Origin of the sequence: Micromonospora sp. GCM10011542 (genome assembly GCF_042650685.1) — a bacterium.
In the GTDB taxonomy this organism is placed as follows: domain Bacteria; phylum Actinomycetota; class Actinomycetes; order Mycobacteriales; family Micromonosporaceae; genus Micromonospora.
In genome coordinates, this window is sequence record NZ_JBHSBO010000025.1 from 1 (window position 1) to 23,035 (window position 23,035).

The following is a 23,035-nucleotide window of genomic DNA, read 5'->3' on the forward strand; positions in this document are numbered from 1 at the left end:
GGCTACCCCCACGTCTACGCCCGCCAAGTCCAAGCCCACGGCCGAGAAGGCGACATCCTCCTCCTCCTCACCACCAGCGGCACCAGCACCAACCTCCTCACCGCCGCCCACACCGCCCACCACACCGGCCTCACCACCTGGGCCCTCACCGGACCCACACCCAACCCCCTCGCCGACACCTGCCACGACACCCTCGCCATCGACTCCCCCGACCCCCAGGTCGTCCAGGAACTCCACCTCGTCACCAGCCACCTGCTCTGCGAATACGTCGAACAGGCACTGCCCGCCGCGGTGGCCGCGGCGGCCGGTGCGGCGCCGGCCGGCGACCTCCGCCCGCAACCGGTGCGCGCCGGGGTCGAGGTGGTGCTCGATGGTGGGACCGCGGCGCAGGTCGACGCCGGACGATGAGGAGGGAAGCGTGACGGGACCCGTGGTGGTCGTCGGTGACATCCTGCTCGACCGGGACGTGGAAGGGGTGGTGAGCCGGCTCTGTCCGGACTCACCGGTGCCGGTGCTTGACGAGACCGAATCCACCGACCGTCCGGGCGGAGCCGGCCTGGCCGCGGTCTTCGCCGCCGCGCAGGGCGCCGAGGTGGTCCTGGTGACCGCGCTCGCCGACGACGCCGGCGGCGCACGGCTCAGCGCGCTGCTCGCCGCCGCCGGCGTGCAGGTGTACGCCCTCGGCATGTCCGGGGCGACGCCGGAGAAGATCCGGCTGCGGGCCCGGGGCCGGGTGCTGCTGCGCCACGACCGGGGTGGCGTCCCCGCCGCGCCCGGCCAACCCTCCGACGAGGTGCTGCGGGTGATCGCCCGGGCGTCCGCCGTGCTGGTCAGCGACTACGGCCGGGGGGTGGCCCGGCTGCCGGCACTGCGCGCCGCGCTGGCCGCCACCCGCGCGCCGGTGGTGTGGGACCCGCACCCGCGCGGCCCGGCCGCGGTGCCCGGGGTGCACCTGGCCACGCCGAACGAGTCCGAGGTACGCGAACTGATCCCCGCGCTGCCCGGAGCGTCCCGGCTGGCCGCCGCCGCCCGGGGCGCGCAGGGGCTGCGCCGGCGCTGGCGGGCCGGCGCGGTGGCGGTGACCCTGGGCGGGGATGGCGCGCTGCTCTGCCACGCCGGCGCGACGCCGCTGGTGGTGCCCACCCCGGGCAACGCCGAGGGGGACACCTGCGGTGCCGGTGACCGGTTCGCTGCCACCGCCAGCCTCGCGCTGGCCCGTGGCGCGTTGGTCTCCGAGGCCGTGCAGGCGGCGGTGGCCGAGGCGTCCGCGTACGTCGCCAGTGGGGGAGTGGCGGCGGCGCTGCCGCCTCCGGTGCGCCCGGTTCCCACCGGTGTGGCCGGCCCGGGCGGCGAGCGGGTCGGGATCGCGGCGGTCGCGGCGGTGCTGGCCGACGTGCGCGCCGCCGGCGGCACGGTGGTCGCCACCGGCGGCTGCTTCGACCTGCTGCACGCCGGGCACGTGGCGACCCTGCAGGCCGCCCGGCAGCTCGGCGACTGCCTGATCGTGTGCCTCAACTCCGATGCCAGCGTGGCCGGATTGAAGGGCCCGGAACGGCCGGTGGTGTCGCAGAGCGACCGGGGCCGGTTGCTGGCCGCGCTGAGCTGCGTGGACGCGGTCATGATCTTCGACGAGCCGACCCCGCAGGCGGCGCTCTCCTGGCTGCGCCCGGACGTCTGGGTCAAGGGCGGGGACTACGCCACCGGAGGCGGGGACACCGGGGCGCTGCCCGAGGCGGAGATCCTGCGCCGCTGGGGTGGGAACACGGTGGTGGTGCCGTACCTGGACGGGCGGTCCACCACCGACATGATCGCACGCTCCGGGCACGCCACCGGCGCCTGCTGCGCCACCGGCGTGCCCGCAGGGCCCGGCGGGCACGGTGGACCGTCGGCGGCACCGAGCGAGGAGTGGTCCCGGTGACCGGCGTCGCGCCCGAACAGACGGTGCTGGTCACCGGCGGTTCCAGCGGGCTCGGCGCGGCGGTGGTCGCCGCGGTGGCCCGCTCGGGTGGGCGCCCGCTGGTGCTGGACCGGCAGCCGCCGGCCGACGGGGTGTCCTGGACCGAATGCGACCTGGCCGACACCCGGGCCGCCGAGGCGGCCACCCGCCACCTCGCCGAGCAGGCCGGCGGCCTGGACGCGGTGGTCACCGCCGCCGGAATGGACGTGCCGGGCAAACTGGCCGACGTGCCGGGGGAGACCTGGGACCGGATCGTCGCGGTGGACCTGCTGGCCACCGCCGCCGTCGTCCGGGCCGCCCTGCCGTTCCTGCGGACCTCCCGGGGCCGCATCGTCACGGTCGCCTCCACGCTGGGCGTCAAGGCGGTCGGCGACGCCACCGCGTACTGCGCGGCGAAGTTCGGCGTGGTCGGCTTCACCCGCGCCCTCGCCGCCGAACTCGCCGGCCAGGTCGGGGTCACCCTGCTCATCCCGGGCGGGATGCGGACCGCGTTCTTCGACGAGCGCGACCCGCAGTACAAGCCCGGGCCCGACGCCGCCCTCAACGATCCCGCCGACACCGCCGCCGCGATCATGTTCGCGCTGAGCCAGCCGGCCGGCTGCGCCGTACGCGAACTCGTAGTCTGCGCCGAGCAGGAGACCTCGTACCCGTGATCCTCGTGCTGCGCGCCCTCGGCGTGGGTGACCTGCTCACCGCCGTGCCCGCCCTGCGTGGGCTGCGCGCCGCGCAGCCCGACCGGGAGCTGGTGCTCGCCGCGCCGGCCTGGCTGACCCCGCTGGTCGGTCTGGTCGGCGGGGTGGACCGGGTGGTGGACACCCCCGGGCTGGGTCCGACCCGGTGGTCCGGTCCGGCCCCCGACCTGGCGGTCAACCTGCACGGCCAGGGCCCGCAGTCGCACCGGATGCTGGCCGCGCTGCGCCCCGGGCGGCTGCTCGCCTTCGCCAACGCCGACGCCGGGCACACCGACGGGCCGCCGTGGCGGGCCGACGAGCACGAGGTCGACCGCTGGTGCCGGCTGCTGGGCTGGTACGGCATCCGCGCCGACCCCACCGACCTCGCGCTGCGTCGACCCCCGCCGACCGGGCTGCCCACCGGGGCCACCGTGCTGCACCCCGGCACCAAGATCCCCGCCAAGCGGTGGCCCGCCGACCGGTTCGCCGCCCTGGCCCGCGCGCTCACCGAGCGGGGGCACCAGGTGCTGCTCACCGGCTCCGCCGACGAGCGGGCGCTGGCCGTCCAGGTCGCCGACGCGGCCGGGCTGTCCCCGGCCGCGGTCCTGGCCGGCCGGACGGGCCTCGCGGAGCTGGCCGCCCTGGTGGCGTCCGCCCGGCTGGTGGTCAGCGGGGACACCGGCGCGGCTCACCTGGCCACCGGGTACGGCACCGCGTCGGTGGTGCTCTTCGGTCCGGTGCCGCCCGACCGCTGGGGGCCGCCACCGGACCGGCCCCGGCACCGCGTGCTCTGGGCCGGGTCGGGTGATTGGCCCACCTGGGACGGGGTAGGAAGCCACCCGACGTTGGCGGCCCTCGGCCTCGACGAGGTGCTGGCCGCCGTGGACGAGGCGGAACGGGTGGTGCGGGTCTCCGGTGCGGTTGCGGCGTAGTGATCCGGGCAGGCCGGGATATGGACGTCGCCGGCGCGGCAAAGGCTGGCTCTTCGTCGATCCGACCGGTGCCCCCGTGCGGGATCCGGAGCAGCTGGCCCGGCTGAACGAGCTGGTCATCCCGCCGGCCTGGCAGGACGTGTGGATCTCGCCGTACCCGAACGGGCACATCCAGGCGACCGGCGTGGACGCCGCCGGGCGCAAGCAGTACCTGTACCACCCGGTCTGGCGGGAGAAGCGGGACGAGGCGAAGTTCGACCACGTGCTGGAGGTGGCCCGGCGGCTGCCGAAGCTGCGGGAGCGGGTCGAGCAGGATCTCGACGGCCGCGGTCTGGGCCGGGACCGGGTGCTGGCGACGGTGGCCCGGCTGCTGGACATGGGGATGTTCCGGGTCGGCAGCGACCAGTACGCGGCCGGTGACGAGCCGACGTTCGGGGTCTCCACGCTGCGCCCGGAGCATGCCCGCTCCCGGGGCGGCTGCGTGGTCTTTGAGTTCCCGGCGAAGGGCGGCATCGAGCAGGTTCGCCGGATCGAGGACCCGGAGCTGTGCCAGGTGCTGACCAACCTGCGTCGCCGACGCCGCCGAGAGGAACGGCTGTTCGGCTACTGGGACGGCCGGGAGTGGCGCGACGTGCGCAGCGACGAGGTCAACGGCTACCTGCGCGACGCCAGCGGCGGGGAGATGACGGCGAAGGACTTCCGTACCTGGCACGCGACCGTGCTCGCCGCCACCGAGTTGGCCACCCTCGGCCCGGCCCGCTCGGTCACCGCCCGTCGGAAGGCGGTGGCCGCGGTGATGCGCGACGTGGCGGAGCTGCTGGGTAACACGCCGACGGTGGCGCGGACGTCGTACGTGGACCCGAGGGTCGTCGACCTCTACCACGACGGGGTGGTGGCGCCGGTGCAGCCCGAGGCCCCCCGCGAGGAGGCCGAACGCGTCGTCCTGGGGCTGCTCGAGGACGCCTGACCGGCCCCGCCGGTTTTCCTGGGGGGAGAACGACGGAGCCGGAGTCCTCAGCCGGCGGCCGGGCCGCACACCGGGCGGCCGCCCGCCGCGTCCGGCGGCGGGCGCCTCGCCACGGCCCCCGTTGGCAGCCCACCATCAGCCCGGCGGTGCGGGCGGCGGTCGGCCGCGCTGGCTGTCAGTCTGCCAAGGCCGGGTTGACCGTGGACGCCGCCGGGTTGACGATCCGCGACGGATCCGACCGTTCCTCGCGGTACGTCTGCGGGGTCGTCCCGTGCGCCGCCCGGAACACGCGGCTGAAGTGGGCCTTGTCCCCGAACCCCCAGCGGGCGGCGATGACCCGCACCGGCTGGTCGCGCAGCGCCGGGTCGGTCAGGTCGCGCCGGCAGCGCGCCAGCCGCAGATCCCGGATGTACGCCGCCACGGTGAGTTCCTCGGCCGCGAAGAGCCGGTGCAGCGAGCGCAGCGAGACGTGGTGGGCGTCCGCGACGACCTGCGGGCTCAGCGTCGAGTCGCCGAGGTGCTGGTGGATGTACGCCTGCACCTGGGTCAGCAGCGCCCGGCGCCGCACCTCGGTGGGCACCGCGTCCTCGGCGACCAGGTGGCGACCGAGCAGGGTGGTGGCCAGGTCCAGCCCCACGGTGCCGAGCCGGGTGGCGTCGGCGGCGTGGTACTGCTCGGGATGGTCGACCACCTGGATCAGGAACTGCGCCAGCAGCGCCCCGATCCCCTCCTTGCCGGACAGGTGGGCGGCGAACAGCGGGGCCACCCGCTGCGGCGGCAGCGGCAGCGCGGCGTGCGGAATCAGCGTGACGATCGAGGTGGCCAGGCCGTGGTCCGGATCGCTGGCGTGGTGGTTCACCTCGTGTGGGCGCGAGGCGTCGTAGAAGGTGAACTCCCCGGCGCGGATCTCGCTACGCCGATCGCTCTGGCTGGACAACCCGAGCCCGCCGGTGGTGAGGGCGAGGACGTACACCTCCGGGTCGGAGCGGCGGACCAGCTTGCGGGTCCGGGTGGCGTCCATCGAGGGGTAGCGGTAGTTGACCAGCTGGATCGGGCCGAGGTCGATGAAGTCGGCCAGGGCGGTGAAGTCGTGGGCCCGCGGGGACTCGATCCGCAGCGGCGCCGAGGTGCGCGCGACCAGGTCCAGCCACATGCCGAACCGCTCCCCGGGCGGCACGACGGAGGTGTCGATGGTGTTCCGGTGCAGCATCAGCGTCCCGCCCCTGCGGACGCTCGGGCGCGGACCAGGGTCTCGACGCCGTCGAGGATCCGGTCCAGGCCGAAGGTGAACTCGTCGTCGGGGTCGTCGTCCTGGTCGAGTACGCCGGCGGCGAGGACCCGGTGCAGCGCCGGGAAGCGCGCCGGGTCGGCCAGCCGGCTCAGCGTCCGCCGGTAGGCCGGCATCAGCTCGCCGGGCTCGACGCCGGCCGCCCGGCTGCCCTCGGCGACCTGCGCGGTCAGGGTCGCCTCGTTCCGGACGTACCCGGTGACCAGCAGGATCACCGACATCTTCTCGTTCTCGGCCAGGCCGGTGCTCTCCAGGCAGCGCAGCCCATCCTCCAACCAGCCCAGTTGCTGTGGGGTGATCGGCGGACCGGTGATCGGGATGTGCAGCAGCCAGGGCCGCTGCCGCAGCACGTCGTGCTCGGCCCAGGCCCAGCGGGTCAGACCGGCCCGCCAGTCCTGGTCCGACGCCGACGGGCCGGGCGACGGGCCGTAGCCGGCGTCCACCATGAGCGTCAGCAGCTCGTCCTTGGAGCCGACGTGGCGGTAGAGGGCCATTGTGGCGGCGCCCAGCTCCTTGGCGACCCGGCTCATCGAGACGGCCGCCAGCCCGTCGGCGTCGGCCACCCGGACCGCCGCGTCCACGATGGCGTCCACGCTCAACCCGGGACGCGGCCCCCGGGGTGGCCGGCCCCGCAGCCCCCAGACGTGCTCGATGGCCGGGGGGAGCGCCGGTCCGCTGTCGTCCTGCATTGCCGCCACATTTCCTCCTTGCTGGGCATCCTAGTTCTGCGTATGGTGTACGCATAAGCGCGTACGACATACGCAGAAGGAGTTCAGGATGACAGCGACGACCGCACCGGCACCGCGGGCGGGCCGGCGGGAGTGGATCGGGTTCGGGGTGCTGGTGCTCCCCCTGCTCCTGGTCTCCATGGACGTGTCGGTGCTCTACTTCGCCGTCCCGTTCATCAGCGAGGAGCTGCGCCCCACCGGCACCCAGCAGCTCTGGATCTTCGACATCTACGGTTTCGTGCTGGCCGGCCTGCTGATCACCATGGGCGCCCTGGGCGACCGGATCGGCCGGCGCCGGCTGCTGCTGTTCGGTGCCGCCGCGTTCGGTGCGGCGTCCCTGCTCGCCGCGTACGCCGACAGCCCGGCGACGCTGATCGCCGCGCGCGCCGTGCTCGGCGTCGGCGGGGCCACCCTGATGCCCTCCACCCTGGCGCTGGTGCGGAACATGTTTCCCGACGCCCGGCAACGCGGCACCGCGATCGGCATCTGGACCGCAGCGCTCACCGGCGGCATCGCGATCGGCCCGGTGCTCAGCGGCATCCTGCTCGAGCACTTCTGGTGGGGCTCGATCTTCCTGATCAACATCCCGGCCATGGTGCTGCTGCTCCTGCTCGCCCCCGCCTTGGTCCCCGAGTTCCGCAACCCGGCCGCCGGCCGCTTCGACCTGGTCAGCGCCGTGCTGTCGCTGGGCGCGCTGCTGCCGGTGATCTACGGCGTCAAGGAACTGGCCCGCGACGGCCTCACGCCGCCACGGGTGCTGGCCATCCTGGCCGGGCTGCTGGTCGGCGCGCTGTTCCTGCACCGGCAGCGGAACCGGCCGGACCCGATGATCGACCTGACGCTGTTCCACCAACGGGCCTTCGCCGGCTCGCTCGCGGTCAACCTGCTGGCCATGTTCGCCCTGGTCGGCTTCGCCATCTTCACCACCCAGCACCTGCAGTCGGTGCTGGGTCTGAGCCCGCTGCGGGCGGCCCTGTGGAGCCTGGTTCCCTCGCTGGCCGTGGGCGGGATCGCCCCGGCCGCGGCGGCGCTCGCCCAGCGCGTCGAGCGGGCGTACCTGATCGGGACCGGCTTCGCGATCGCCGTGGTGGGCTTCGCGGTGCTGACCCGGGTGACCCCGCAGAGCCCGCTCTGGCTGCTGCTGGTCGGCGCCAGCGTCTACGCCGCCGGACTGGTGATGGTGATGTCGCTGGTCACCGAGCTGGTACTCGGCGCGGCGCCGCCGGAGCGGGCCGGTGTCGCCTCGGCACTGACCGAGTCCAGCAGTGAACTCGGCGGCGCGCTGGGCATGGCGATCCTGGGCAGCGTGGGGGCCGCGGTCTACCGCCGCGAGGTCGTCGACAGCCTCCCCGCCGGCCTGCCGACGGACGCCCGCGACGCGGCCAGCGAGACGCTGGGCGGCGCGCTGGCGGTCGCCGAGGGCCTACCGACCGACGTGGGCGCGGCGGTGCTGCACGCCGCCCGGCTCGCCTTCACCGACGGGCTGCACCTCGCGGCGGTCGCCGCCGCGGTGGTGATGCTGCTGGGCGCGCTGACCGCGCTCGCCGCGCTGCGCGGCGCCCGACCGGGCGACCCGGCACCGCCCGAGGCGCTTCCGGTCGACCCGGCCGCAGCCGGGGTGCTCCCCGCCGCCGCGGCACCCGCCACGGTGTCGACCAAGGCGTAGCGCCAGACATGACCGACTCGGTTTCCCGGAAACCGGGGTGTCCAGGAAGCAGGGATGCCACGGTTTCCAGGAACCCGAGTCGATCAACGCTCCACACCGCATCGCCCACCGCACCCCACCGTCGCGAGCGGCGGTTGCGCCGCCCGCTGCGGCCGGCCGTCGGTCAGTCGTTGAGGACGTGTGCGAGCCGGTCGCGGAAGCGCCTCTCGGAGTCGCTTACCGTCTCGCCGCCGAGGCCGAGCAGCCCGCCGGTGGACGCGGCGCCGACCACCTGCTCGGCGATCTTCACCAGCCAGTGCTTGTACGCGCCGGCCTCACCCTCGTCGACCCGGGCGGCCAGCAGCGCGGCGGCCTCGCCGGCCCGCAGCAGCACGTCGTCGATCATGGCCTGCGGATCGGCGGGAGCGATGACCGGCAGTTCCTCGCCGGTCTCCGGGTCGCCGACCCGGTTGACGATCTCACCGGCCACCGCGGCGACCAGCGGGCTGGCCGACTCCCGGCCGGCCGCGATGGTCTCCAACCCGGCCGCGTTCTCGGCCATGGTGCGGCGCGCGCCGTCGTGCTCGGCGGCGCTCGCCGCGGTCAGCACCGACTGCGGGAGGCCGACCAGCAGCCCCCACTCCCCGTCGGAGAAACCGAAACCGGTGTACGCCGGCTGCTCGATCACGGCAACGCCCCTCTCACCCTGCTCTGCTTCGTCGATCCCGGTGGACCCGTGCCCGTGCCCTGGCGGGCTGCGCCACGGGCCCGGCTCAGGCTAGTCCAGGGCCAGCAGGCCCTGTTCGGACACCACGCGTACGGACAGCGTCTTGTACCCGACCTCATCGAACAGAACCGTCATTTTGTCGTCCTCGTAGCCGAGCACCAGGCCGTGCCCCCACTCCGGGTGCCGGACCTCGCTGTGCACGGGGAACGGCCCGACGGCGCCGTCGTCGGCGACGCTGGTGCCCGCGTGGCAGTTGTCGCAGTGTCCACACACCTCGGTCATCTGCTCACCGAAGTACGCCAGCAGGGTCTGCCCGCGGCAGGCGGTGGTCTCGGCGAAGGCCCGCATCATGTCGGTCCGGGACCGGGTCACGGTCTGCTGCCGCTCGGCCTCGGCCAGCGCCGCCGCGGCGGCGTCCACCGGGGTGGGGGAGTAGCGGGGTGCGCCGATGCGCTGGCGGGCGCGCGGCTCGGCCGCGCCGACCTGCTCCAGCAGGGAGAGGTACTGCCCCAGCTTGCGCGGGCCCAGGCCGGTGACCTCGCGCAGTTCCTTCTTGGTGGCTGCCTTGCGGCGCAGTAGCGCGGCGAGGTCACGCAGCTCGTTCTCGTCCGGCAGGCCGCCGCTGAAGAACCGTTGCAGGCCCACGTCCTCGGCCTGCCACAGCAGCAGCACCCGGGCCGGCTGCCCGTCGCGGCCGGCCCGGCCGATCTCCTGGAAGTAGCTGTCCGGCGAGTCGGGCAGCGCCATGTGCACCACCCAGGCGATGTTGGGCTTGTCGATGCCCATGCCGAACGCCGAGGTGGCCACCATGATCGGCACCTGGTCGGCGAGGAACGCCTCGTGCAGGTCGGAGCGGGCGCCGGCCGGCATCCCACCGTGGTAGTACTGCGCCGGGAAACCGGCGGCGGTGAGTCGGGCGGCCAGTTCCTCGGCGGCACGCCGGGTGGGCACGTAGATGATCCCCGGTCGCTGGTCGTCGCTGAGCAGCGCGACGAGCCGCCGCCACCGGTAGTCCTCGGTGGGGCAGTGCGCGACCTCCAGGAAGAGGTTGGGCCGGTCCAGCCCGGAGACCACGATCTCCGGGTCCCGCAACCGCAGCCGGGCGACGATGTCGTCGCGGACCGGCGGGGACGCCGTGGCGGTCAGCGCGACCACCGGTGGCCGGCCGATGCCGTCGATGAGGTGGCCCAGCGCCAGGTAGTCCGGACGGAAGTCGTGCCCCCAGGCGGAGATGCAGTGCGCCTCGTCGATGGCCACCAGCGCCGGCTTGAGCGACTTCACCTCGGCCATCCGGTCGGGGTTGCTCAGCTGCTCCGGGGTGATGAACAGGAACTCGGCCCGGCCCTCGCGGACCTCCGCGATCGCCTCGGCCTGCTGGGCGGCCGACTCGTTCGAGCTGATCCGCACCGCCCGCAGCTCGGGGCGCTGCCGCTCGTTGAGCGCGGCGATCTGGTCCTGTTGCAGGGCCAGCAGGGGCGAGATCACCACGGTCGGACCGGGGATCAGACTGGCCGGGATCTGGTAGATCGCCGACTTGCCGGCGCCGGTGGGCAACACCACCAGGGCGTCGCGCCGCTTCATCACCGCGCGCATGGCGGCCAGTTGGTTGGGCCGCAGCGCGGTCCAGCCGAAGAGGCTCCGCGCCGCGCGGCGCAACGTCATCGAGTGCGTGGACAGTTTCATCGAGGGCCGGAGGTACCCGGGCCGATCGTCGGCGAAACCGGGCCGGGGGTGACGCTCGTCCGCTCCCACCCCGGCCCGGTGCCGGGTTCAGCGCAGGCGGGGGAGCACCTCGCGCTGATAGAGATCGAACAGGCCCTGGTAGTGCGGGCCGGTGTTGGCCACGTACACCTCGTCGAAGCCGGCCTTGGCGTACTGCTCGATCATCTCCAGGTGCGCGTCGGCGCTGTTGCCGCAGACGAACGCCTCCTTCATCATCCCCGGCTTGACCAGCTCGGCGGCCTGCTCGAAGTGCCGCGGCGAGGGAAGCACCTGGGACAGCTCACCCGGCACGCCGGCGTTGGGCCACTTCTCGTAGGCGATCCGTACGCCCTCTTCCTCGCTGTCGGCGTACGCCGCCTTGAAGCCGGCCTGGCACGGCTTGTCGCCGCCGCCCTTCTCCCGGAACCGGCGGACCATGTCGGCGTCGGGCATGGTGCTGACGTAGCCGTCGCCGATGCGGGCGGCCAGGTCGATCGACTTGGGGCCGAAGCCGGAGACGTAGATCGGCGGGGGAGCGTCGGGCAGGGTGTAGATCCGGGCGTGCTCGACGGTGTAATGCTCGCCGTGGTGGTTGACGAACTCGCCCCGCCACAGCTCGCGCATCACCTCGACCGCCTCCTCCAGCATCTCCAGCCGGACGTCGGTCTGCGGCCAGGCGTCGCCGAAGATGTGCTCGTTGAGCGCCTCGCCGGTGCCGACGCCGAGCACGAAACGCCCGCCGTGCAGGACCGCGCTGGTCGCCGCCGCCTGGGCGATCACCGCCGGGTGGATCCGGACGGTCGGGCAGGTCACCGCGGTGGTCACCGGTAGCGAGCAGACCTGGCTGAGCGCGCCGATCGTCGACCAGACGAACGGGCTCTGCCCCTGCGCGTCCACCCACGGGTGGTAGTGGTCGGAGATCCACAGCGCCTCGAAGCCGGCCTGCTCCGCGCCGCGCGCCTGCTCCAGCAGTTCGGCGGGCGTGTACTCCTCACTGGACAGGAAGTATCCGATCTTCATTTCTTTCCCTCTCGGCGCGGGTGGCTGCTCGATGAGGGAAGCGGTACCCCGGGGCCTGCCCGCCACACCCGGTCAGCGCCGGCCGAACATCGCCCGGATCGCGGCCAGCAGCAGCAGGGCGCCGACCACCAGGCCGAGCAGGCGTACGCCGGGGATGTCGGCCGGGCTCGTCGCGTCGGCCAGGAGCGCGGGTTCCATGCCCGCACTCTCCCGGGAACGGTGCCGTCGGGCAACTGTAAGGTTTATTGACTATTGAATCGCACGGTGTGACCATGGCAGCACCGCCTGCCGGTGGCGGTCCGCCGAGGCGCGGAGGAAAACGGGGTACGGGGGCCGCATGAGCGAGCGCAGCCAGCGGATCGGTGCGCACGGCGCCGTGGCGTCGGGCAACCTGGCGGCACTGGCCGCCGCGGTCCTGCAACCCGGCTTCGTCGGCACCGCACCACCGGCCTGGGTGTGCCGTTGGCTCGGCGAAGGGCTCGGCTCGGTGGTGCTCTTCGCCCGCAACGTGGTCGACCCGGTCCAGTTGTCGGCACTCACCGCGACGCTGCGCGCCGAGCGGCCCGACGTCATCGTGGCGATCGACGAGGAGGCCGGCGACGTCACCCGGATCGAGTCCGCCCGGGGCAGCTCCCGACCCGGCAACTTCGCCCTGGGGGCGGTCGACGACCCGGAGCTGACCGAGGCGGTCGCCCGCGACCTCGGGGTCGAGCTGGCCACGGCCGGTGTCACCCTGAACTACGCCCCGGACGCCGACGTCAACTCCAACCCGGCCAATCCGGTAATCGGCGTCCGCTCGTTCGGCGCCGACCCCGCGCTGGTGGCCCGGCACACGGCCGCGTGGGTCCGCGGGCTCCAGGCCGGCGGTGTCGCCGCCTGCGCCAAGCACTTCCCCGGGCACGGCGACACCCGGGTCGACTCGCACCACGACCTGCCCCTGATCAGCGCCGACCGGGCCCGGTTGGACGCCTGCGAACTCGCGCCGTTCCGGGCCGCCGTGGCCGCCGGCGCGCAGGCCGTGATGACCGGACACCTGCTGGTGCCCGCGTTGGACCCGGAGCTGCCGGCCACCCTCAGCCACCGCATCCTGGGCGGCCTGCTCCGCGACGAGCTGGGGTTCTCCGGCGCGGTGGTGACCGACGCGGTGGAGATGCGCGCGGTCGCCGACCGGTACGGCTTCGCCGGGGCGGCGGTCCGGGCGCTCGCCGCCGGCGCCGACGCGATCTGCGTGGGCGGTGAGCGGGCCGACGAGGGGGCGGCCCGGGAACTGCGCGACGCCATCGTGGCGGCGGTCGTCTCCGGCGAGTTGCCGGAGGAGCGCCTCGCCGAGGCGGCGAAGCGGGTCGGTCAGCTCGCCGCCTGGACCGTCGCGGCCCGCGCCGAGCGAGCGGCCCGGCGGGACATGGCCCCCGAGGCCGTCCCGGCCGCGCTGGTCGCCGCCCGCCGCGCGATCCGGGTCACCGTCCCCGTCTCCGCCGGCTCAGGAGGCAGCAGCGGCGCGGGCACGGCGGCTCTGCCGCTGACCCGACCGGCGCACGTGGTCGAGTTCGCGCCGCCGCACAACATCGCCATCGGTGCCGAGACCCCGTGGGGTATCGCCGACCCGCTGCGCGAGCTGCTGCCCGGCACCACCGCCGCCCGCTACGCCGAAGCCGAGGTGCCCGCCGACCTCACCGCCGCCGCCCACGGACGGCCGGTGGTGCTGGTCGTCCGCGACCTGCACCGGCACGACTGGATGCGGGCCGCGGTGGCCCGGGCGCTGGCCACCCGACCGGACGCGGTCGTGGTCGAGCTGGGCGTGCCGGAGCTGGTCACCGGCGCGGTGCACCTGGCCACCCACGGCGCCACCCGGGTCGGCGCGCGGGCCGCCGCCGAGGTGCTGGTCGGCGTACGCTGACCGGCCGCTACGACTCGTCAACGACCAGGTCGGCGTACTCCGGGTGCTTGTCGATGTAGGCGGACATGAACGAGCAGCGCGTCACCACGCGGCCGCCGCGGGCACGCACCTGATTCAGGGTCTCCCGGATCAAGATGCCGCCCACGCCCATGTTCTGGAAGCTCGGGTCCACCTCCGTGTGGGTGAAGACCAGCACCTCCCCGCGGGGTTGGTACGCCGTGAAGCCGGCGAACGCGTCGTCGACCAGGATCTCGAAGCGGTTCTTGGCGGGGTTGTCCTCGACCAGGCTGCTCACTCGGCCATTCTCCCCGCGCCGTCGGCCAGCGCGTCGAGTTCGGCGAGCAACCGGTCCACCTCGTCCGCCGTGTTGTAGTGGTAGATGCTGGCGCGCACCGCCCCACCGCTGTCCCGCAGGCCCATCGCCTGGAAGTACTCGTAGGCGTAGTAGTCGCCGGCGGAGAGGCAGAACCCGGCCGCGCCCAGCGCCTGCTGGGCCTGCGCCGGGGACATCCCGGCGACCCGGAACGAGACCGTCGGGCACCGTCGCGCGGGGGAGCCGTACACGGTGATCGCCGGTCGCGCCGCCAGCCCGCTGAGCAGCCGGTCCAGCAGCGCCTCCTCGTGCGCCTGGGCGGCGGCCAGCCCGGCCCGCAGCCGGGTCCGCCGGTCGCCGACCGCGTCCGGGTCCAGCCCGGCCAGGTGCTCGACCGCGGCGGCCACCCCGGCGAGCAGGGGGAAGCTCGGGGTGCCGTACTCGAAGCGGTCCGGCGCCGCGTCGGAGGAGGGCAGCAGCTTCGCCGGACGCAGCGCCGCCCAGCGGGCCGGGTCGGCGACCATCGCCGCCAGGTGCGGCCCGGACCACTTGTACGCGCTGGTCACCAGCACGTCCGCGCCGAGCGTGGCCAGGTCGGTCGGGCCGTGCGGCACCGAGTGCACCCCGTCCACGCAGACCAGCGCGCCGACCGCGTGCGCGGCCTTGGCGATCGCCGGCACGTCCGGCACGGTGCCGATGGCGTTGCTGCCCGCGGTCACCGCGACCAGCCGGGTCCGCTCGTTCACCAGGTCGGCGTACTGACCGGCGGGCAGCTCCCCGGTGTCCAGGTCGACCTCGGCCCAGCGCACCGTCGCGCCGGCCGCCTCGGCGGCCTGCACCCAGGGGCGCACGTTCGCGTCGTGGTCGAGCCGCGAGACCACCACCTCGTCGCCAAGGCGCCAGCCGGCACCGAGCGTCCGGGCGAGGGTGTACGTCAGCGCGGTCGCGCTCGGACCGAGCACCACCCCGTCCGGTTCGGCGCCGAGCAGGTCGGCCACCGCCGTGCGGGCCGCGGTGACCAGCTCCAGCGACCGCTGGCCGGGCACGAAGGCGGCGCTGCGGTTGCCGACCGCGGTGCGCATCGCGTCGGTGACCGCGTCGACGACGCCCGCCGCGGTCTGGGTGCCTCCGGCCCCGTCGAAATGGACGAAGCCCTCGGTCAGGGCGGGGTAGGCGGCCCGGGTACGGGCGATGTCGAAGGGCATGACCCGGACCCTAGCCGGTGCCCGGGCGGGCCCGTCCGCCCCGGCCGGCGGCCCTGGACGATCACCGCTTGGCACCCGCCTGGTCGGCGTCTCGTACCCTTGGCCGGGTGACGAACCGAGCCACGACCCTTCCGCTGTCCCCCACCCGCCGCGCCGCCGGTCTCCTCGCCGGCCTGGCCCTCGGCGTGGCCGTGCTCGCCGGCTGCAGCTCGCAGGGCGCCTCCACCGACTGTGGCCTGGACGCCTGCACGGTCACCTTCGAGCGCGGTGTCGACGCCAGTGCCACCATCCTCGGTGTCGAGGCCAAGCTGGTCGGCGCCCAGGGCGACCAGGTGACCGTGGAGGTCGCCGGCGAGCAGTTGACCCTCACCACCGGTCAGCAGGCCACCGAGGCCGGGGGCTTCGCGGTCACCCTGGACAGCGTCACCGACCAGCAGGTCAAGATCCGAGTTTCACGCAATCCGGGCAGCTGACCCGGACCGACGTTTGGCGATCTCCGCATTCGGAGATACCTGGCGCCATGTCACTCACCCGTAGCGCCGAAGCCACCGCCTCCCGCACGGCGAACAGCCGCTGGTTGGAGCTCCTCGCCCGGGCCGGCTTCATCGGCTACGGCATCGTGCACCTGTTGTTCGCCTGGTTGGCGCTGCAGATCGCGTTCGGCACCTCCAAGGACGACGGCGACCAGTCCGGCGCGCTGCGCACCCTGGCGGACCAGCCGCTGGGCAGGTTCCTGGTCATCGCCACCGCCGTGGGGCTGCTCGCGATGGCGATCTGGCAGGCGCTGGAGGCGGCGGTGGGGCACCGCGCGGAGCAGGGCAGGGCACGCGTCTGGGAGCGGCTCGCCTCGGCCGGGCGGACCATCGTCTACCTCTACTTCGCCTGGACGGCGTTCAAGGTGTTCAAGGACGCCGGCTCCAACAGCGCCGACCAGCAGGAGGCGCTGACCGGCAAGCTGATGACCTCCACCGGCGGTCGCTGGCTGGTCGGCCTCGCCGGGCTGGTGCTCGCCGCGATCGGCGTCGGCCTGGTCATCTACGGGCTGGTCAAGCGGTTCGAGAAGCACCTGAAGACCGGCGAGATGAGCCCGGGCACCCGCAAGCTGGCCCGCCGGCTGGGCATCGCCGGGTACGTCGCCAAGGGCATCGCGTACGGCATCTCCGGCGTGCTGATCATCGTCGCGGCGGTGAAGTACGACCCGGAGAAGGCCCGCGGCCTGGACGCCGCGCTGCGTACGCTGCGCGACCAGACCTACGGCACCGTCCTGCTCAGCCTGGTCGCACTCGGCATCGCGGCCTTCGGCGTGTTCTGCCTGCTCCAGTCCCGGTACCGCAAGGTCTGAACTGGTCGATTCCGGAGACGCCGGGCACTATTGGGCTTTTGCCCGAAGAACCGCTGCCCGTCGGAGGGAGCACCACCGGATGCAGAACTACCTGGAGACGACCGTCGCCGCGCTGGTAGCGGCGGCGGTCGCCCTGTTCCTGGTCGAGGTCGTCCACCGGACGATCCGGCGCTTCGGCCGCCGGTCGCTGCTGATGACCGAGCTCACCGACCACTCGCACCGCCCGTTCCAGGTGGCCGCCACCGTGCTCGCGGTGCAGTTCGCCGCCCGGTTCAGCACCGGGTACGCGGTGGGCACGCCCTGGCGGAAGGCGCTGCTGCACCTGCTCGTGCTGTGCGTCATCGCCAGCGCGGCGTGGCTGGTCGCCTCGTTGCTGGTGGTGGTGGAGGACACCGCGCTGGCCCGGTTCCGGGTGGACGTGCCGGACAACCGGCACGCCCGACGGGTGCGTACCCAGGTGGTCATGCTGCGTCGGGTGACCATCGCGGTGATCGTCATCCTGACCGTCGGCGTGATGCTGATGACCTTCCCGAGCGTGCGCGGCATCGGCGCCGGCGTGCTGACCTCCGCCGGTGTGGTCGGTGTGGTGGCCGCGCTGGCCGCCCAGAGTCTGCTCGGCAACGTCTTCGCCGGCCTTCAGCTCGCCTTCAGCGACGCGGTACGACTCGACGACGTGGTGGTCGTCGAGGGGGAGTGGGGCCGGATCGAGGAGCTGACCCTCAGCTACGTGGTGGTGCAGATCTGGGACGACCGGCGGCTGATCCTGCCCACCTCGTACTTCACCAGCAAGCCGTTCCAGAACTGGACCCGGACCGAGGCGGCGGTGCTCGGCACCGCCGAGTTCGACGTCGACTGGGCGGTGCCGGTGCAGGCGATGCGGGAGGAGTTGCGCCGGCTGGTGGAGAGCACCGAGCTGTGGGACGGCCGGGTCTGCGTACTCCAGGTCACCGACGCCACCGGCGGGACGGTCCGGGTCCGCGCGCTGGTCAGCGCCGCCGACGCCGGCAGCCTCTGGGACCTGCGCTGTCTGGTCCGGGAGCACCTGGTCGGCTGGATCCGCGACAACCGCCCGACCGCGATGCCCCGGATGCGCGCGGAGCTGGGCGACGCCGCCAGCAACCTGCCGTGGCAGTGGGTGCAGCCGAGGCGGCCGGTACGCCCCCGCACCGAGACCGACGTCCCCGACGACGCCCGGGTCTTCGGCGGCAGCGACGACGGCGCCGCCCGCAGCGAAGCCTTCGTCGGCCCCGAAGAACCCGCGGAAACCCGCCGCTGACCCCTCACCCCCCGCCCCCCGTCCGACCCGTTGCTCATGACTTGGGCGTCGGCTGCGCCGACGTGTCGTGGCGCCGACTTCATGATCGACCGGGGTGGGACCGGGCGGGCGTGTCCGGACGGTGGGGGTGGGCGTTGGTGGGGCGAGGGGGTTCTGTACCGGTGGGGTTCCTGCGAGGTGTGCGGTCATCCGGGAGGCTCGTCCGATCCGGGAGGTTTGACCGGGCCGAGGCGGGGGACCTGCTGCCGGACGTCTCCGTACCGGTCCGACGGCTCGGCACCGGCGACGGTGATGGGCCGGAGCGCGGCGATCGGGAGCACCGGCCGGCGCGCGGAAGGATTGACGGGTGGCGACTCCGGGCATACAGCGCGGTGATGATGAAAGGAGGACAGCATGGCTGACGTGGCGAAAGCCCGCACATCCCACAACGGGAGCGAGCCGTCCACCGCCGAGTTGGTGCAGCGGGCCACCGAGCAGGTCTCCCGCCTGGTGCGCGACGAACTGGCGCTGGCCCGGGCGGAGTTGACCCAGAAGGGCAAGCACGCCGGCATCGGTATCGGCCTCTTCGGCGGCGGTGGCGCGCTGGCGCTGTACGGCCTCGGCGCGCTGGTCGCCACCGCGATCCTGCTGCTCGACCTGGTGCTGCCCGCGTGGGCCGCCGCGCTCATCGTGGCGGTGGTGCTCTTCCTGCTGGCGGGCATCCTCGCCCTGGTGGGCAAGAAGCAGGTCAGCCAGGCGGTCCCACCGGTTCCGCAAGCGACGGTCCGCAGCCTTCGCGCGGACGTGGACACCGTCACCGCCGCAGTGAAGGACAGGGGGCGGTCATGACGGGCAACGGGCGCGGTGACACCGAGGCGCTGCGCGAGGAGATCCGCCGCACCCGGGTCGAGCTGGGCGAGACGATGGAGGCGCTGGCGGCCAGGGCCGACGTGAAGGCGCGCCTGAAGGAGTCCGCCGGGCAGGCCCGGGAGCGGATGCGCGAGCAGGCGGCGCAGACCGTCGCCCGCCTCCGTGGGCAGGCCGCGCGCCGCGCCGAGGTGGCCCGGGCGCAGGCGTACGAAAAGGGCGAGCTGGTGCGGGCGCAGGCGCACGAGAAGGGCGAACTGGTCCGGCGCAACCCCGCGCCGTGGGCCGCCGTCGCCGCCGGTGCGGTAGCTACCATCGTCGTACTGATGATCGTCCGCGGGAGGCGCAGGTGAAGGGTATCGGCAGGGCGGCGTACAAGCCGGCCGGCGTACTGATGGGCATCGCCGCCGGTACGGTCGCCGGCGCGATCTTCCGGCAGGTCTGGAAGATGACCGCGGGCGACGGCGAGGCGCCCGTCGCGACCGACGAGGACCGCCGCTGGGGCGAGATCCTGGTCGCCGCGGCGTTGCAGGGCGCCATCTTCGCGGTGGTTCGCGCCGCGGTGGACCGGGGTGGGGCCGTCGGCGTACGCCGGCTCACCGGACGCTGGCCAGACTGACCACCAGAGGCTGTCGGCCCCCTTCCCGCATCGACGGGAAGGGGGCCTTTCGCATCGACGCGAGCGCCGCCCGGCGATCACAGGCATCCGTCAGGTCACATGTCGGAGAAATTCGTCGGACAGGTCGTGCGGAGTTTTTGCGTCCGTGATTTGCTGTTGCTCGCTGTTGCGAGATGGCGTGGGTTGAGAGAAGTTCCCTTCGTGGGGGCCGCCTCAGACGCCGCTGCTCGAAAACGGCCAATCGGCCGCACGGCGTGCTCGGCCGCCAGTTTTAGAAGGAGATACACATGGCGCAGGGAACCGTGAAGTGGTTCAACGCTGACAAGGGCTTCGGCTTCATCACCGTCGACGGCGGGGGTGCTGACGTGTTCGTCCACTTCTCGGCCATCCAGACCAGCGGCTACCGCACGCTGGAGGAGAACCAGCGGGTGGAGTTCGAGATCGCCCAGGGCCAGAAGGGCCCGCAGGCTGAGCAGGTCCGTCCGATCTGAGCAGTCTCGGCCGGTAGCTTCCGGCCAGTGGGACGATCCGGCTCCGGGTCGTCGTGAAGCCCCGTATCCCCCGGGATGCGGGGCTTTCCGCGTACTCGGTCGCTCTGCCCGGGCCAGCCCTGGTCGGCGGTCAGGGCCGCCGACGTGCCCGCAGCCCGAACCAGAGCAGCACGAGCCCGGCCAGGGCCACGATCGGCCCGACGACCGCCCAGGCCCGCTCGTCGGTCATCACGCTCCCGCTGACGTACCCGAGGCCCTGCACCGTCCACACCGCACCGATCACGACCGCCAGCAGGCCGATGGTGAGTGGCGGCCACCCTCTCATCGCGCTCCCCCTCCGCCGGATGCGCGCGCGTGCCGTTCCGCACCGGCATGACCGGCCGGAGCGGTCGACGTGGGCAGCCGGGGGGTCACCACCGGTCGTGCACCTGCGGGCGGATCAGCTCGTCGTAGACCTCCCGCACCCCCGCGAGCTGGTCGGCCGTGAGCGGCGGCAGGTCGGCCGCGGCCACGTTGCGCCGGGCCTGCCCGGCGTCGCGGGCACCGGGGATGACCACGGTGACCCCGGGCTGGTCCAGCACCCAGCGCAGCGCGAACTGCGCCATCGTGCGGTCCGCGTCGACCAGCGGCGCCAGCCGGCGTACGGCGGTCAGCCCCAGGTCGAAGTCCACCCCGGAGAACGTCTCGCCGACGTCGAACGCCTCGCCGTGCCGGTTGTAACTGCGGTGGTCGTCGGCGCCGAAGGTGGTGTGCTCGTCGTAGCGGCCGGAGAGCAGGCCGCTGGCCAGCGGCACCCGGGCGATGATGCCGACCCCGGCCGCGGCGGCGGACGGGAGCACCCGCTCCAGCGGCTTGTGCCGCAGCGCGTTGAGGATGATCTGGACGCTGGCCACCCCGGGTCGGGCGATCGCGGTGAGGGCCTGGTCGGTGGTCTCCACGCTGACCCCGTAACCGGCGACGGCCTGCTCGGCGACCAGGGTGTCCAGGGCGTCGAAGACCGCGTCGTCGGCGAAGACGGCGGTGGGCGGGCAGTGCAGCTGGACCAGGTCGAGGGTGTCCACCCCGAGGTTGGCCCGGGACCGGTCGGTCCACTCGCGGAAGTGCGCCAGGGTGTACTCCTCCGGCCGCTGCTCGACCCGGCGTCCCATCTTGGTGGCCACGGTCAGCCCGGCATCCGGCCGGGAGCGCAGGAACCGGCCGATCAGCTGCTCGCTGCGGCCGTCGCCGTACACGTCGGCGGTGTCGAGGAAGGTGACGCCGGCGTCCACGGCGGCGGCCAGGACCGCCATCGCGTCGTCCTCGGTGACCGTGCCCCAGTCGGCGCCGAGCTGCCAGGCGCCCAGGCCGACGACTCCGACGCTGCGCCCGAGGCGGGGGAAGGTGCGCTGTTCCATGCCCCGAGCCTAGTGAGCGGCTTGCCGACCCGCCGCACGGGCCGTACGGTAACAAGACGGACGTACGGTTTGGGAGGCGACGATGTGGGATCCGGCGACGTACCTGCGCTACGGCGACGAGCGGTCCCGGCCGTTCCACGACCTCGTCGCCCGGGTCCCGGCCGAGCGACCCCGGACGGTGGTCGACCTCGGCTGCGGTCCCGGCCAGCTCACCGCGACGCTCGCCGAGCGGTGGCCGACGAGCCGGGTGGTCGGCCTCGACTCCTCCCCGGAGATGATCGACCGGGCCGTCGCGCTGGACACCGGCGTCGAGTTCGCCGTGGCCGACCTGCGGGACTGGCGACCGACCGACGACACCGACGTGCTGGTCAGCAACGCGGCGCTGCAATGGGTCCCCGGCCACCAGGAGCTGCTCCGGCGCTGGGCCGGTGAGCTGGCTCCCGGCGCGTGGCTGGCCATGCAGGTGCCGGGCAACTTCGACGCGCCCTCGCACCGGGCGCTGCGCGAGGTCGCGGGGCGTCCGGCCTGGCGGGCCGCGCTCGCCCCGCTGCTGCGCACCGACCCGGTGGACAACCCGGCCGACTACGCGGCCCTGCTGACCGCTGCCGGCTGCGCCGTGGACGCCTGGGAGACTACCTACGTGCACCTGCTGCCGGCCCGCGCCACCGCCGACCACCCGGTGCTGACCTGGATGGACGGCACCGCGCTGCGCCCGGTCCGAGCGGCCCTCGACGCCGCCGGCTGGGCCGACTTCCGGGCCGAGCTGGGGGTACGGCTCACCGCGGCGTACCCGGTCCGGCAGGGTCAGGTGTACTTCCCGTTCCGTCGCATCTTCGTCGTCGCCCGCACCGGCGCCCGCGCAGAGGAGAACCCGTGACCGACCTGCCCGCCTTCATCGCCGGACTGCCCAAGGTGGAGCTGCACGTGCACCACGTCGGCTCCGCCTCGCCCCGCATCGTCGCCGAGTTGGCGGCCCGCCACGAGGGGCGCACCCCGGTGCCGGCCGACCCGGCCGCGCTGACCGACTACTTCGCGTTCCGCGACTTCGCGCACTTCATCGAGGTGTACCTGAGCGTGGTGGACCTCATCCGCGACCCGGAGGACGTCTGGATCCTCACCCACGAGGTGGCCCGCGAGTTGGCCCGTCAGCAGGTCCGGTACGCGGAGCTGACCATCACCCCGTACTCGCACGTGCACCGGGGGATCCCCGCCCCGGCGTTCTGCGAGGCGATCGAGGACGCCCGCAAGCGCGCCTCGGTCGACTTCGGTCTGGACCTGCGCTGGTGCTTCGACATCCCGGGCGAGGCCGGTCTGCCGGCGGCCGAGGAGACGCTGCGCATCGCGCTGGACCAGCGACCGGACGGGCTGATCAGCTTCGGCCTGGGCGGCCCGGAGATCGGCGTACCCCGGCCGCAGTTCCGGCCCTACTTCGACCAGGCGCGGGCGGCCGGGCTGCGCTCGGTGCCGCACGCCGGGGAGACCACCGGGCCGCAGACCGTCTGGGACGCGCTGCGCGAGCTGGGCGCCGAGCGGATCGGGCACGGCATCTCCGCGGCCCAGGATCCGGAGCTGCTGACCTACCTGGCGGAGCGGCAGATCGGCATGGAGGTCTGCCCGACCTCCAATGTGCGGACGCGGGCGGTGGCGAGCCTCGACGAGCACCCGCTGCCCCGGCTGGTCGAGGCCGGGCTGCTGGTCACCATCAACTCCGACGACCCGCCGATGTTCGGCACCACCCTCAACGACGAGTACGCGGTGGCCGCCCGGCTGCTGGACGTGGGCCCGCAGGGGCTGGCCGGCCTGGCCCGCAACGCGGTGACCGCGTCCTTCCTCGACCCGGCCGGCAAGCAGCGGATCACCGCGGAGATCGACGCCTACCTGGCCGCCAACCCGGGCTGAGCGGCCATACCCCCCGGGTAGGAGGGCGCGCGACGGGAGCTGGTGTGGGGGGACCTGTACTCCCGCCGCGCGCACGGCTCCACCGGCCGGTGGGTGCGCGAGGCGCTGGCCGGTGGA

The 23,035-nt window shown here is 73.9% G+C and carries 26 protein-coding genes; 16 read left to right on the forward strand and 10 right to left on the reverse strand.

Annotation, left to right across the window (positions count from 1 at the left end; all coding sequences use genetic code 11):
* The 5 genes from ACFOW4_RS07605 to ACFOW4_RS07625 all read left to right on the forward strand — a co-directional run.
* On the forward strand, positions 1 to 408 hold a 408-nt coding region (locus ACFOW4_RS07605; RefSeq protein ID WP_377525776.1), incomplete at its 5' end, for an SIS domain-containing protein.
* 10 nt (positions 409 to 418) lie between these two features.
* A complete protein-coding gene (locus tag ACFOW4_RS07610; protein WP_377525777.1) occupies positions 419 to 1,918 on the forward strand; it encodes a PfkB family carbohydrate kinase in 1,500 nt (499 codons plus the stop codon).
* Positions 1,915 to 2,610 carry an SDR family oxidoreductase gene (locus ACFOW4_RS07615; protein ID WP_377525779.1) on the forward strand — a complete coding sequence of 232 codons (696 nt, stop codon included), beginning with the start codon at positions 1,915 to 1,917 and terminating at the stop codon, positions 2,608 to 2,610. Before ACFOW4_RS07610 ends, ACFOW4_RS07615 begins: the two co-directional genes overlap by 4 nt.
* A complete protein-coding gene (locus ACFOW4_RS07620; RefSeq protein ID WP_377525782.1) occupies positions 2,607 to 3,560 on the forward strand; it encodes a glycosyltransferase family 9 protein in 954 nt (317 codons plus the stop codon). Before ACFOW4_RS07615 ends, ACFOW4_RS07620 begins: the two co-directional genes overlap by 4 nt.
* On the forward strand, positions 3,544 to 4,527 hold the full coding sequence (locus ACFOW4_RS07625) for a DNA topoisomerase IB (protein WP_377525783.1): 984 nt from the start codon (positions 3,544 to 3,546) through the stop codon (positions 4,525 to 4,527). The genes ACFOW4_RS07620 and ACFOW4_RS07625 overlap by 17 nt, the downstream gene beginning before the upstream one ends.
* 175 nt (positions 4,528 to 4,702) lie before the next feature.
* On the opposite strand, the gene ACFOW4_RS07630 is transcribed toward ACFOW4_RS07625, so the two are convergent.
* Complete coding sequence (locus tag ACFOW4_RS07630) at positions 4,703 to 5,737, reverse strand: helix-turn-helix domain-containing protein (RefSeq protein ID WP_377525785.1); 1,035 nt, start codon at positions 5,735 to 5,737, stop codon at positions 4,703 to 4,705.
* Positions 5,737 to 6,504 carry a TetR/AcrR family transcriptional regulator gene (locus ACFOW4_RS07635; protein WP_377526111.1) on the reverse strand — a complete coding sequence of 256 codons (768 nt, stop codon included), beginning with the start codon at positions 6,502 to 6,504 and terminating at the stop codon, positions 5,737 to 5,739. The genes ACFOW4_RS07630 and ACFOW4_RS07635 overlap by 1 nt, the downstream gene beginning before the upstream one ends.
* An 88-nt stretch (positions 6,505 to 6,592) precedes the next feature.
* On the opposite strand from ACFOW4_RS07635, the gene ACFOW4_RS07640 reads away from it, so the two are divergent.
* Positions 6,593 to 8,209, forward strand: coding sequence for an MFS transporter (locus tag ACFOW4_RS07640; RefSeq protein ID WP_377525786.1), 1,617 nt, complete (start codon positions 6,593 to 6,595; stop codon positions 8,207 to 8,209).
* A gap of 163 nt (positions 8,210 to 8,372) precedes the next feature.
* Here ACFOW4_RS07640 and ACFOW4_RS07645 read toward each other — a convergent pair whose 3' ends face one another.
* The 4 genes from ACFOW4_RS07645 to ACFOW4_RS07660 form a co-directional block, all read right to left on the reverse strand.
* Positions 8,373 to 8,876, reverse strand: coding sequence for a hypothetical protein (locus ACFOW4_RS07645; protein WP_377525788.1), 504 nt, complete (start codon positions 8,874 to 8,876; stop codon positions 8,373 to 8,375).
* Positions 8,877 to 8,966: 90 nt separating this feature from the next.
* Positions 8,967 to 10,598 carry a RecQ family ATP-dependent DNA helicase gene (locus ACFOW4_RS07650; protein ID WP_377525789.1) on the reverse strand — a complete coding sequence of 544 codons (1,632 nt, stop codon included), beginning with the start codon at positions 10,596 to 10,598 and terminating at the stop codon, positions 8,967 to 8,969.
* A gap of 87 nt (positions 10,599 to 10,685) precedes the next feature.
* Entirely contained in the window at positions 10,686 to 11,636 is a 951-nt protein-coding gene (locus tag ACFOW4_RS07655) for a TIGR03557 family F420-dependent LLM class oxidoreductase (RefSeq protein WP_377525791.1), read from the reverse strand.
* Positions 11,637 to 11,708: 72 nt separating this feature from the next.
* On the reverse strand, positions 11,709 to 11,834 hold the full coding sequence (locus tag ACFOW4_RS07660; RefSeq protein ID WP_357006270.1) for a hypothetical protein: 126 nt from the start codon (positions 11,832 to 11,834) through the stop codon (positions 11,709 to 11,711).
* 139 nt (positions 11,835 to 11,973) lie between these two features.
* Between ACFOW4_RS07660 and ACFOW4_RS07665 the strand changes: the two genes are divergently transcribed.
* Positions 11,974 to 13,533 carry a glycoside hydrolase family 3 protein gene (locus ACFOW4_RS07665; RefSeq protein WP_377525792.1) on the forward strand — a complete coding sequence of 520 codons (1,560 nt, stop codon included), beginning with the start codon at positions 11,974 to 11,976 and terminating at the stop codon, positions 13,531 to 13,533.
* Positions 13,534 to 13,540: 7 nt separating this feature from the next.
* Here ACFOW4_RS07665 and ACFOW4_RS07670 read toward each other — a convergent pair whose 3' ends face one another.
* Positions 13,541 to 13,828 (reverse strand): GNAT family N-acetyltransferase, encoded by a 288-nt coding sequence (locus ACFOW4_RS07670; protein WP_377525794.1) that lies wholly within the window; start codon positions 13,826 to 13,828, stop codon positions 13,541 to 13,543.
* Positions 13,825 to 15,051 carry a cysteine desulfurase-like protein gene (locus ACFOW4_RS07675; RefSeq protein ID WP_377525795.1) on the reverse strand — a complete coding sequence of 409 codons (1,227 nt, stop codon included), beginning with the start codon at positions 15,049 to 15,051 and terminating at the stop codon, positions 13,825 to 13,827. The genes ACFOW4_RS07670 and ACFOW4_RS07675 overlap by 4 nt, the downstream gene beginning before the upstream one ends.
* A gap of 107 nt (positions 15,052 to 15,158) precedes the next feature.
* Between ACFOW4_RS07675 and ACFOW4_RS07680 the strand changes: the two genes are divergently transcribed.
* The 7 genes from ACFOW4_RS07680 to ACFOW4_RS07710 all read left to right on the forward strand — a co-directional run bounded on the left by ACFOW4_RS07680 (position 15,159) and on the right by ACFOW4_RS07710 (position 19,625).
* The gene (locus ACFOW4_RS07680) at positions 15,159 to 15,524 is read left to right on the forward strand and encodes a hypothetical protein (RefSeq protein ID WP_377525797.1); all 366 of its coding nucleotides are present in this window, start codon (positions 15,159 to 15,161) and stop codon (positions 15,522 to 15,524) included.
* 47 nt (positions 15,525 to 15,571) lie between these two features.
* Positions 15,572 to 16,393 (forward strand): DUF1206 domain-containing protein, encoded by an 822-nt coding sequence (locus tag ACFOW4_RS07685; protein ID WP_377525798.1) that lies wholly within the window; start codon positions 15,572 to 15,574, stop codon positions 16,391 to 16,393.
* A 79-nt stretch (positions 16,394 to 16,472) separates the two neighbouring features.
* A complete protein-coding gene (locus ACFOW4_RS07690; RefSeq protein ID WP_377525800.1) occupies positions 16,473 to 17,669 on the forward strand; it encodes a mechanosensitive ion channel family protein in 1,197 nt (398 codons plus the stop codon).
* 393 nt (positions 17,670 to 18,062) lie between these two features.
* Positions 18,063 to 18,497: a phage holin family protein gene (locus tag ACFOW4_RS07695; RefSeq protein ID WP_377525801.1), complete on the forward strand. Its 435-nt coding sequence runs from the start codon at positions 18,063 to 18,065 to the stop codon at positions 18,495 to 18,497.
* The gene (locus tag ACFOW4_RS07700) at positions 18,494 to 18,868 is read left to right on the forward strand and encodes a DUF3618 domain-containing protein (RefSeq protein WP_377525803.1); all 375 of its coding nucleotides are present in this window, start codon (positions 18,494 to 18,496) and stop codon (positions 18,866 to 18,868) included. The genes ACFOW4_RS07695 and ACFOW4_RS07700 overlap by 4 nt, the downstream gene beginning before the upstream one ends.
* A 5-nt stretch (positions 18,869 to 18,873) precedes the next feature.
* Positions 18,874 to 19,134 (forward strand): DUF4235 domain-containing protein, encoded by a 261-nt coding sequence (locus ACFOW4_RS07705; RefSeq protein ID WP_377526113.1) that lies wholly within the window; start codon positions 18,874 to 18,876, stop codon positions 19,132 to 19,134.
* A 287-nt stretch (positions 19,135 to 19,421) separates the two neighbouring features.
* Positions 19,422 to 19,625, forward strand: coding sequence for a cold-shock protein (locus ACFOW4_RS07710; protein WP_007075740.1), 204 nt, complete (start codon positions 19,422 to 19,424; stop codon positions 19,623 to 19,625).
* 130 nt (positions 19,626 to 19,755) lie between these two features.
* Here ACFOW4_RS07710 and ACFOW4_RS07715 read toward each other — a convergent pair whose 3' ends face one another.
* Complete coding sequence (locus ACFOW4_RS07715; RefSeq protein ID WP_377525804.1) at positions 19,756 to 19,950, reverse strand: hypothetical protein; 195 nt, start codon at positions 19,948 to 19,950, stop codon at positions 19,756 to 19,758.
* An 85-nt stretch (positions 19,951 to 20,035) separates the two neighbouring features.
* The gene (locus ACFOW4_RS07720) at positions 20,036 to 21,019 is read right to left on the reverse strand and encodes an aldo/keto reductase (RefSeq protein ID WP_377525806.1); all 984 of its coding nucleotides are present in this window, start codon (positions 21,017 to 21,019) and stop codon (positions 20,036 to 20,038) included.
* A gap of 82 nt (positions 21,020 to 21,101) precedes the next feature.
* Between ACFOW4_RS07720 and ACFOW4_RS07725 the strand changes: the two genes are divergently transcribed.
* Complete coding sequence (locus ACFOW4_RS07725; RefSeq protein ID WP_377525807.1) at positions 21,102 to 21,896, forward strand: trans-aconitate 2-methyltransferase; 795 nt, start codon at positions 21,102 to 21,104, stop codon at positions 21,894 to 21,896.
* Positions 21,893 to 22,918 carry an adenosine deaminase gene (locus ACFOW4_RS07730; RefSeq protein ID WP_377525809.1) on the forward strand — a complete coding sequence of 342 codons (1,026 nt, stop codon included), beginning with the start codon at positions 21,893 to 21,895 and terminating at the stop codon, positions 22,916 to 22,918. The genes ACFOW4_RS07725 and ACFOW4_RS07730 overlap by 4 nt, the downstream gene beginning before the upstream one ends.
* Positions 22,919 to 23,035: the final 117 nt, after the last annotated feature.